Consider the following 341-nt stretch of genomic DNA (forward strand, 5'->3'; position numbering starts at 1 on the left):
TATTTCGGTCATGATTCGAGGTGGCTACGTAGGCAGAAATCCTAAAACAGGAGATTTACAAAAGCATTTACAAAATGGTTATGAGCGTGTTCAAACGGGAGAGTTGGAGACATTTCGCTTTGAGGAGGCACGATCTACGGCACAAAGCTTATTGTTAATTGGTTGTTCTGGTAGTGGGAAGACGACCTCTCTTCATCGTATTCTAGCCACGTATCCTCAGGTGATTTACCATCGTGAACTCAATGTAGAGCAGGTGGAGTATTTGAAAATAGACTGCTAGCATAATGGTTCGCTAAAAGAAATCTGCTTGAATTTTTTCTTAGCGTTGGATCGAGCCTTGG

1 protein-coding gene is annotated in these 341 nt (G+C 42.2%); it reads left to right on the forward strand.

Going from position 1 to position 341, the window contains the following annotated elements:
* Positions 1-280, forward strand: a 280-nt coding sequence (locus AC0L3J_RS37750) for an ATP-binding protein (RefSeq protein ID WP_473350492.1), incomplete at its 5' end; no start/stop codon positions are given.
* Positions 281-341: the final 61 nt, after the last annotated feature.

This window comes from Bradyrhizobium sp. Kon37 (assembly GCF_055807535.1).